At 50.5% G+C, this 1183-nt stretch carries 1 rRNA gene; it reads left to right on the forward strand.

Features of this window, described 5'->3' with window-relative positions:
• Window positions 1-1182: ribosomal RNA gene (locus J2Z76_RS16485) — 23S ribosomal RNA — on the forward strand; the annotation flags it as partial.
• Window position 1183: the final 1 nt, after the last annotated feature.

Raw genomic sequence — 1183 nt, forward strand, 5'->3', positions numbered from 1 at the left:
GTGTGAAGTCTGAACAGATGGAGCATTGAAGGGTCACAGAAAACAGGCCCAAGCGACTGTTTACCAAAAACACAGGTCTCTGCTAAATCGAAAGATGAAGTATAGGGGCTGACACCTGCCCGGTGCTGGAAGGTTAAGGGGAGAAGTTATCGCAAGAGAAGCTTTGAACTTAAGCCCCAGTAAACGGCGGCCGTAACTATAACGGTCCTAAGGTAGCGAAATTCCTTGTCGGGTAAGTTCCGACCCGCACGAAAGGTGTAACGATTTGGGCACTGTCTCAACAATAGATCCGGTGAAATTGTAGTACTTGTGAAGATGCAAGTTACCCGCGACAGGACGGAAAGACCCCATGGAGCTTTACTGCAGGCTGACATTGGAATTCGGTAGCAATTGTACAGGATAGGTGGGAGACTAGGAAGCGAGTACGCCAGTATTCGTGGAGTCACCGTTGGGATACCACTCTATTGTTACTGAATTTCTAACATGATACCGTGATCCGGTATATGGACACTGTCAGTTGGGCAGTTTGACTGGGGCGGTCGCCTCCGAAAGAGTAACGGAGGCGCTCAAAGGTTCCCTCAGCACGGTCGGAAATCGTGCGAAGAGTGTAAAGGCAGAAGGGAGCTTGACTGCGAGAGAGACATCTCGAGCAGGAACGAAAGTTGGACTTAGTGATCCGGTGGCACCGAGTGGAAAGGCCATCGCTTAACGGATAAAAGCTACCCTGGGGATAACAGGCTTATCTCCCCCAAGAGTCCACATCGACGGGGAGGTTTGGCACCTCGATGTCGGCTCGTCTCATCCTGGGGCTGAAGCAGGTCCCAAGGGTTGGGCTGTTCGCCCATTAAAGAGGCACGCGAGCTGGGTTCAGAACGTCGTGAGACAGTTCGGTCCCTATCCGTCGTGGGCGTAGGAAATTTGAATGGAGCTGTTCCTAGTACGAGAGGACCGGAATGGACAGACCGCTGGTGTATCAGTTGTTCCGCCAGGAGCACGGCTGAGTAGCTAAGTCTGGAAAAGATAAGCGCTGAAGGCATCTAAGCGCGAAACAGACCATAAGATAAGATTTCCCATTACGTAAGTAAGTAAGACCCCTGATAGACTAACAGGTAGATAGGTTGCATGTGTAAGTGTAGCAATACATTGAGCTGAGCAATACTAATAGGTCGAGGTCTTGACCAAA

The sequence above is a fragment of the Sedimentibacter acidaminivorans genome (assembly GCF_017873955.1).
GTDB lineage: Bacteria > Bacillota > Clostridia > Tissierellales > Sedimentibacteraceae > Sedimentibacter > Sedimentibacter acidaminivorans.